Source organism: Halomonas sp. AOP7-E1-9 (assembly GCF_052376035.1).
GTDB classification, from domain to species: Bacteria; Pseudomonadota; Gammaproteobacteria; order Pseudomonadales; family Halomonadaceae; genus Vreelandella; species Vreelandella citrativorans.
In genome coordinates, this window is sequence record NZ_JBQSVC010000061.1 from 1 (window position 1) to 8,388 (window position 8,388).

Here is an 8,388-nt window from a genome sequence, read left to right on the forward strand (position 1 = left end):
ATAGTATTCAGCTGAGCGCTTTGATGGGGGCTCTGCTGTGATTAACGGGCGCTCTCGCACTGTCTTGACTTCGATAAGAGCAGGCCTGCGATAGCCATGAGCGAAATGCCAACACTTGAGCATGCTTGACAGGAAGGCGAGTCAGCATAGCGTTTGTGTGGTAGTAACGAGGAAGAAAAGAATGTGGCGGAACACGCAGCGCACTTGGGGTCTCGTGAGTATTCTGTTTCATTGGCTTAGCGCCATAGCAATTATTGGCCTGTTTATATTGGGCTGGTGGATGACGGGGCTTGGTTACTACGATAGTTGGTACAATCAGGGGCCATGGGTGCATCGCTCAATTGGCATGTTACTGTTGATAGCCACGGTTGCACGCATAGCGTGGCGCTTACTGCAGCCGACGCCGGCAGGTGAAGGCAGCCGTTTCGAAGTCTTGGCGGCTCATCTGGGCCATATCGCGCTCTACATCGTTTTGCTTCTTGTCATGCTTAGCGGTTATATGATTTCTACGGCTAATGGCCGGGGTGTTAGCATTTTCGGTTGGTTTGATGTGCCTGCATTACTGCATGGCCTTCCTAATCAGGCCAGCATCGCCGGTGATATTCATTGGTACAGCGCATTAACATTGGTAGTTTTGGCAGTAGGACATGCGTTAGCCGCATTTAAACATCACTGGATTGATCGACACGCTACACTGGTGCGTATGGTTAATCCGGTGCGCCGATCTGAGCATTCATAAGCGATAAATGCTAATACATAAGTACTAATTGAAAAGTACTCATTAAAAAGTACTCATTAAAAAGTACTTCGAGCTTGGTGAGCAAACTCGTAAATACTGGCTGGAATCGCGTTTTCAAGCATGGAGAAAATAAAAAATTCTCTGTGTCTACTAAGGAAAGAGAGGAGATAACCATGATGTTGAAGAAAAGTGTTGTTGCATCTGCTATTGCCGCGGCTGCATTGGTGCCATTAAGCCAGGCTCAGGCAGCTGATTATAACGTTGATACCGAAGGCCAGCACGCTTTCGTACAGTTTAAAATTAGCCATCTTGGTATGTCTTATATTCTGGGTAGTTTTGAAGAATTTGATGGCCAACTCTCTTACGACGAAGACGATGCAGACGCTTCTGCTGTTGAGTTTGAGGTTCAGGTGAATAGCTTGAACTCTAACCATGCTGAGCGTGACCGTCACATTCTGAGCAGTGATTTCCTGAATGCAAGCGAATATCCAACCGCTTCATTTGTCTCGACGAGCTTTGAATCAACAGGCGACAACGAAGGTGTTGTGACGGGTGATTTAACGTTACACGGTGAGACGCAAGAAATTGAAATGCCTGTTACGTTAATCGGTCAGGGTGAAGATCCATGGGGTAATTACCGTGCCGGTTTTGAAGGCAGCACAATGCTTAATCTGGGCGATTATGGTATCGATCTGAGCGATTTCCCCGAGCCCATGCACGAGCTAGAGCTTTATGTGACGTTTGAAGGTATCCGTCAGTAAGTCATCCGTGTTAAAAAGCGCCATCGCCCCAAGGGGCGATGGCGCTTTTGGTTATAAACATTGCAAATGAAGGAGTTACCGGTTTGAGCACTGTATTGAGTCAGCGCAAGTTGGCAATAACTCTATGGCGCCAAACCTGGCCAATGGCCATCGGGGTACTGGCGTTATTGGGTTTTCAGCTTGTTGATAGTGCTTTTGTCGCTCGCCTTGGCACTGCACCTTTGGCAGCGCAATCGTTTACCTTTCCACTCTCCTTCTTAATTATTGGGATCCAAGTGGGGATGGGCATTGCCATTGCGGCGCTTATTTCTCGAGCCTTGGGAGCTGATGAGCATGCGAGAGCAAAGCGCTTAACCAGCCTGGTATTGCTTGCCGGGGGAGCCGTGATTGGTGTGCTGAGCATAGGCTTATGGCTTTTCCATGAGCCTGTTTTTCGTCTGTTAGGTGCAGATAACACGGCGCTTTCTTACATCCGTATTTATTGGGGGCCGCAGCTTTTTTCAGCCTGGCTGGGTGCGGTGCTTTATTTTATCTATAGCGTATTTCGTGCCCACGGTAATACCAAGCTGCCGGGTAAGATGATGGTGCTTAGCAGTGTGGCCAACCTGGTGCTCGATCCACTGCTGATCTTTGGTGTTGGCTCCTGGGAGGGCTTGGGGCTGCCTGGGGCTGCCTGGGCAACGTGTATCGCATTCACTTTGGGGTTAGTGATTACGAGCCAGGCGCTGATACGTAAGCAATGGGTGTCTAACGTTGGGCTCTTGGATGAGGCCAAGCACTCCTGGCGCCCTTATGTGGGCATTGCCGCTCCCGCGATGGTGAGCCAATTGATGCCACCTCTTGCCAGCATGTTAACCATTGCCGTTGTCGCTGGGCTTGGCGATACCCAAGTGGCAGCGTGGGGACTGGCAAGCCGCCTGGAAACGCTTTCGCTGATGGTCATATTGGCGATGACTATGTCGCTTCCGCCTTGGTTGGGACGCTGTTATGGGGCCGGGGATTGGGGGCAAATTCAGCAGTTAATACGCTTGGCGCTTAAAGTGGCTGTTATATGGCAGCTAGGTCTTGGCGTGATACTTGCCTTGGGTGCGCCTTGGCTCGCGATGGCTCTGGCGGGAACGCCTAACGTGCAAAGCGAACTCACACTACTGATTCGCTTCTTGCTGCCAAGTTATGCTGCGCTAGGGGTATGTATGTTGGTGGTATCGGCGGGAAATGTGTTGGGCTGGCCACTGCGCGCCATGCTGCTTTCCAGTGCACGGCTCTTTGTCTGCTATTTGCCTTGCCTGTGGGTAGGCTCTCTGCTCTTTGGCTGGTGGGGGCTGGCTGCTGGCGCCGCAATAGGCAATCTGTTGGCGGGTTTAACTGCATGGGCCGTATTGGTACGTATATTATCCCGCCCGCAACGGCAGGCGGGATATAACGGCTAAGGTGATTCATAAATGGGTAATTAATACATAGGCAATTAACGCTTGTGCGGCGCTTCCTGGAACGAGAAATAGGCAAATAGGAGCGCCATTGCCAAGTAGCCGAGTACAAATTGTGGCGCGGCGTTCAATGCAAGTTGAGGTGCGTGCATTAAGCCCACAAATGAAAAGCCTGCTGCAATCAAGGCAAACACAGCAGCGCGCCGAAACTGATGATCAATCACCGACACCGTCATGGCGCCCAACAAAATAGCCATAAACATGGCCCCTTGGCCCATCACCACAATGGCACTGGAAATATCGCTAACCACTTCGCCTGCGCTACGGCTAAAGCGCGTCATTATATAGTTAGCAAAGTAGGGCAGCATGGCGAGTGCGACGGCGGGATAGTAGCGCGTATCGTTGGCCTGGAATGCCGTGGCAATCATCGACATGCCCACAAAGACTAATATGGGCGCTACCACCGAAACGGGAATAATGGCGGCCAAGGCTGCAATTAATCCTGTCATGGTGGCCAGCGCATAAACAGCACCGTTCAATAAGCTGTAACCGCGCCCGGCGCCCATCCACTTTGCGCCTACCGTGGCGATATACACGGTAGTAGGAAAAACGCCGCCAAATAGTGCGCCGATCATGGTACCTACGCCGTCAACCGCTTGACATTCGCGGACGTCGTATTTGTCGCCAGCTGCCTCCATCGCTTCAACGTTGTTCATGGTCTCAATGGCGTTATAAAGCGTAATAGGAAGAACAACGGTTAGAACAGCGAGCATACCGGTAAATAGCAACCCCAGACCTTCAAACCAGGCCAGGTTGGGAAGTAGCGGGTAAAAGCCCAGGTGCGTAAATGCATCGCTGAAGCGCTCACTGCCAGCATCACCAATCAAGTAAGCCATCGCCGTGCCAACAATAATCGCGAACAGCGAGGTAGGTAGCTTAAAGGGCATGCTGACCCGGGCTACCAGGCCAACGATAATAATAGCCAGCACGAGAAGGCCAATGACCGGTACTTCCAGTGTTTTAAATAACATCTCACCGGCAATAAACGTTAGTGCTACCCCCGCGACAGCCCCCAGCATGGCAGCCCGTGGCAGGTGATACTGCACCCATCGGCCAATCAGGCTAATCGCCGCTTCAATAGCGCCACTAATAAAGCAGGCAGCCACCGCAACCTTCCAGGCCAACTCGGTATCACCGGTCAGTTGCTTGGCGGGTAACAGTACGCCAAATAAAAATACAAACATAACCGGAGTAGAAATGCCGTATGAAAGGGCGGTGACGTCGGTACGGCTCTCTTTCCTGGCTAAGCGTGCAGCGCTCCAGGCGTAATAGAAGTTGCCGACCATAACGGCAATGGCCGCTCCTGGTAGCACCTGACCATAGACGATCGAGGAAGGGAAGCCCATGCCCAGCATGGTAATCGCGATAACGATAAAGTTGGCGATGTTGTTTTGGAAGAGAGCAAAGAAGGCATCGGTGTCTTCTTTTTTATACCAAGGGTAATGTGTGCTGGCTGCCGCCATGGAAAGCCTCGTTAATAAAAGAGTTTAACAGTGCAAACCGTTAGGCAGATAGACCCAGGTGGGGTTGACTGATCGGTCAGGTTGGCGCTGAACAGGACGCCGCACGGGCGGCCTTGGCTCTGGCGGCAAGCGCGCAATTGTACACAACAATACAACCATTCCCAAGATACAAAAACGCCCAGGCAAAGCCTGGGCGCCGAGTAAAGCATTAGGCAACGCGGTTAGTCGTTAACCGCTGCAATTGCTTTGGCAAGGTAAGGGAGATTTTCATGAGAGAAGCCCGCAACGTTGGCGCGTCCAGAGCGGACCATGTAAATGCCAAACTCATCGCGTAAGCGATCTACCTGGTCAGGCGTTAGCCCGGTGTAGGAGAACATGCCGCGCTGTTCAGCAACACAAGCATATTTCTGATCCAGGCCGTAGGGTTTCAGGGCTTCCACAAAATCGCGGCGCAGCGTATTAATACGGTCACGCATTTCGGTGAGTTCTTCACGCCACATGGTGGTCAGTTCGGCATCGTTTAAAATTTCGCTTACGATGGCGCCGCCGTGAGCAGGCGGGTTGGAGTAGTTTTCCCGGGCCACAATGGCCACCTGAGAACGCACATTCTCCATCTGCTCCGCGTCTTTAGCGACCATGATAAGGCAGCCAGTGCGCTCGCAGTAAATACCGAAATTCTTCGAGCAGGAGCTGGTGATAATCACTTCGTCCAGCTGTTCGGCCAGTAGGCGTACGCCGTAGGCATCTTCATCAAGCCCTTCACCAAACCCTTGGTAGGCGAAGTCAACGAGCGGTAGGAGCTTACGTTCACGTAGAACGACCAGCACTTCCTGCCACTGCTCTTGGGATAGATCAAAACCGGTCGGGTTATGGCAGCACGCATGCAGCACCACGACGTCGCCTTCAGGAATTTTTTTCAGCGCGGCCAGCATGCCTGAAAAATCGAGGCGGTTATCAGCATCTACATACGGATATTTATGCAGCGCTATGCCCGCAGACGTAAAAATACCGTGGTGATTGGGCCACGTCGGGTCACTTACCCAAATACCTTTATGGGGTAGCTGAGTCGCAATAAAGTCAGCCGCTAAGCGTAACGCACCGGTACCGCCGGGGGATTGAGTAGCGCTGGCGCGTTTGGCTTCCAGTACGGGGGAGTCGCTACCCAGCACCATGGGCAATACGACATTGCTGTAGGCGGGCGCCCCGTGCGAACCGATATAGGTTTTGGTGGCTTCATTCTTGAGCAGGCGAGCTTCAGCTTCTTTGACTGCGCGCATTACCGGTGTAGTACCCTTTGAATCGCGGTAAACCCCTACGCCCAAATCAACCTTTTGCGGATTGGTATCTTTTTTGAAAGCTTCGATCAGCCCGAGAATGGCATCTCCAGGGACTCGCTCAATATGCTCAAACATTTACTCAGCTACCTCGTCGGTTCTGGCGGCAAGAATGAAATCATTAAGATGCAGGCCATTAATACGATGTGTCCACCACATTACGGTGGTTTTACCCCATTCGGTGATTAACATGGGGTGGTGTCCGGCCTGCTCTGCTATCTCGCCAACACGCTGGGTAAATGTCAGCGCCTTGGCAAAGTCATAAAACGAAAAGCTTCGTGACAGCTTTATGATGCCATCGTGCTCGACAATCCGCCACTCCGGTAATTGCTCAAGATAAGCCTGACACTCGCTTTTATCTAGCGGCGGGGTATCTTTCGAGCAGGGTTCACAGATGGTTTGTGCAAGCCTGAGCATATACATTCCCTCATAAAATCGACGTAGCGCTAGTCATGAAAGTAGGCAAACGCAATCACGACCAACGTCCTTGGCGCTATAAAGCGCTTTATCAGTACGCTCAATTAGGCTGGTTAAAGGTTCACCATAGCGATATTCCGCGACACCGATGCTCAGTGTGACTTCACCCACACCGACACCAAAATCGTGCTGGGAAATGGCTTCACGCAATCGATCGGCAAGCTTATGGCATTGTTGCAGCGGGGTGAGCGGTAACACTGCCATAAACTCTTCTCCGCCTAGGCGCGCCACCATGTCTTCACAACGCAAAAGGCGTGTCATCTCTGTGGCCAGCTGCTTTAGTACGCTATCCCCTTTCAGATGCCCCCAGCGATCATTGAGCAGTTTAAAGTGGTCAATATCGATCATCATGATCGATAGTGGTGTGCAGTGACGTGCACTTAATGATGCTAAGTGAGATAAATGCATCATTAATTTACGCCGATTGGGGAGGCCTGTAAGGGTGTCGGTGTCGCAGAGTTTCCTTAGCCGTTGCTCTTCAAATACTTGCTCGGTAATGTCCATCATAACGCCTGTCCAGCGTACGCCATTAACAGCGGCTTCTGGATTGGCGCAGACTGCAATCCAACGCGATTTTTCGTTAGGGGTCGGTAGTTTAAAGCGTGTGGTCAGTGGTTTCATCCAGCGTGCCGAACGCTCAATAGCCGACATGACCTTCGGAAATTCGCATCCCGTTAAGTATTCAAGTAATTCGCCTGCATCGTTAGCCAGTTGGATGCGATCAATATGGTTGAGTAAATCGCCCCCACCCTCAAGGTAGGGGAATTTCATATGGCCCGAGGTTGAGCGATAAAATTGAAAAATCACGCCAGGTATCATTGGAATGATAATGTTTGCACTCAAGCGTTCGGGGTGGTCATTAACGGACATGCACGATGCTCCAAAACGACTGCCAGCAGTTACTTATGAAGTTTAGCCTTGTTTGGGTAGTGGGGTTGTAAGCTATTGCTGACAAATCAGCACTCCATCTATGCTAAAATATTATTAGTAAATAACTTTTATGAATTAAAAGTGATGTTATAAGTGTAATGATGTATTAAATCGTAAATTTAATTAAATAGTATTTTATTAAATAGTATTTTTCTATATGTGTGCTTGGGTGTTCTTTTGTTAGTGACTCTGTTGTGGTTTTGGTCGCATTTGAGCGCGTAAACACCGTACAACTATGAATTTTGTCAGGAGGTGGAATGAGTGGTTTTGTTAGCCTGGTGGGCGCAGGTCCTGGCGATGCAGAGTTATTAACCTTAAAAGCCTACAAGCGCCTTCAGCAAGCAGATGTCGTGCTTTACGACCGCTTGGTTAGTAGCGCTATTTTGGCGCTACTGCCGAGCAATACGCAGCGCTTCTATGTTGGAAAGGTCCGGTCGCAGCATAGCGTTCCTCAACAGGAGATTAATCAACGCTTGGTCGACTGGGCCATTGAGGGCAAAAGCGTCGTAAGGCTTAAAGGCGGTGACCCGTTCATCTTTGGTCGCGGCGGTGAAGAGCTGGAGGCGCTAATCACTCATGGAGTAGCGGTGGAGGTTATTCCCGGTATCACCGCCGCCTCAGGATGCTCCGCTTATGCTGGCATTCCGCTTACCCACCGTGATCATGCACAGGCTGTCCATTTTGTGACGGGGCATTGGGCGGATGATGAGCAGGCAGTGGAGTGGGAAGCGTTAGCAAAGCCAAACCAAACACTGGTTTTCTATATGGGGCTAAACAGCGTTGGTGTGATTAGCCAAAAGTTGATGGCGTATGGGATGTCGCGTGATACGCCTCTGGCGTTGATTGAGCAAGGGACGATGGCTGAACAGCAAATCCATACGGGAACATTGGCCTCGCTGCCTGAGGCCTTGACGACAGGTGGTATTCAATCACCGGCGCTTTTAATTATTGGTAGTGTGGTTTCACTGCACACAAAGCTTGCGTGGTTCAAAAATGCGCATCCAAGCGAAGCTCCCGCTCATAATGATCTACAGTAGAAGGTGGGCTTGGCTAGGGTCTGTCTGAAAAGTCGACGAGCGAAGACAAGACAAGGCAAAAATTGGCGAAAAAACGGAGTTTACATGTGTAAATGAGTATTTTGAGCCAATTTTTAACGCCGTATTGTCGAGCGCAGACACTTTTCAGACAGAGCCTAAT

Annotated in this window: 8 protein-coding genes; 4 read left to right on the forward strand and 4 right to left on the reverse strand. The window is 50.7% G+C overall.

Translation table 11 applies throughout. From position 1 onward, the window contains the following. Positions 1-181: 181 nt before the first annotated feature. The 3 genes from ACT3R4_RS17965 (at position 182) to ACT3R4_RS17975 (ending at position 2,930) form a co-directional block, all read left to right on the forward strand. On the forward strand, positions 182-739 hold the full coding sequence (locus ACT3R4_RS17965; RefSeq protein WP_441680203.1) for a cytochrome b: 558 nt from the start codon (positions 182-184) through the stop codon (positions 737-739). Between the two features lie 176 nt (positions 740-915). Continuing rightward, on the forward strand, positions 916-1,500 hold the full coding sequence (locus ACT3R4_RS17970; protein ID WP_087107653.1) for a YceI family protein: 585 nt from the start codon (positions 916-918) through the stop codon (positions 1,498-1,500). Between the two features lie 143 nt (positions 1,501-1,643). After that, positions 1,644-2,930, forward strand: coding sequence for an MATE family efflux transporter (locus ACT3R4_RS17975; RefSeq protein ID WP_441680210.1), 1,287 nt, complete (start codon positions 1,644-1,646; stop codon positions 2,928-2,930). Positions 2,931-2,965: 35 nt separating this feature from the next. Here the strand turns inward: ACT3R4_RS17975 and ACT3R4_RS17980 are convergent, their stop codons facing one another. From ACT3R4_RS17980 to ACT3R4_RS17995, 4 genes are all read right to left on the reverse strand, one after another. Further along, entirely contained in the window at positions 2,966-4,450 is a 1,485-nt protein-coding gene (locus tag ACT3R4_RS17980; RefSeq protein WP_441680205.1) for an NCS2 family permease, read from the reverse strand. Positions 4,451-4,671: 221 nt separating this feature from the next. Continuing rightward, the gene (locus tag ACT3R4_RS17985; protein WP_172118415.1) at positions 4,672-5,862 is read right to left on the reverse strand and encodes an amino acid aminotransferase; all 1,191 of its coding nucleotides are present in this window, start codon (positions 5,860-5,862) and stop codon (positions 4,672-4,674) included. Next, positions 5,863-6,201, reverse strand: a complete 339-nt coding sequence (locus ACT3R4_RS17990; RefSeq protein ID WP_172118416.1) for a 4a-hydroxytetrahydrobiopterin dehydratase — start codon at positions 6,199-6,201, stop codon at positions 5,863-5,865. A gap of 33 nt (positions 6,202-6,234) precedes the next feature. Further along, positions 6,235-7,131 (reverse strand): GGDEF domain-containing protein, encoded by an 897-nt coding sequence (locus tag ACT3R4_RS17995; protein ID WP_441680207.1) that lies wholly within the window; start codon positions 7,129-7,131, stop codon positions 6,235-6,237. A 317-nt stretch (positions 7,132-7,448) separates the two neighbouring features. Here ACT3R4_RS17995 and cobA point away from each other — a divergent pair, with 317 nt between their 5' ends. Continuing rightward, on the forward strand, positions 7,449-8,228 hold the full coding sequence (gene cobA, locus ACT3R4_RS18000) for a uroporphyrinogen-III C-methyltransferase (protein WP_441680209.1): 780 nt from the start codon (positions 7,449-7,451) through the stop codon (positions 8,226-8,228). Positions 8,229-8,388 lie beyond the last annotated feature (160 nt).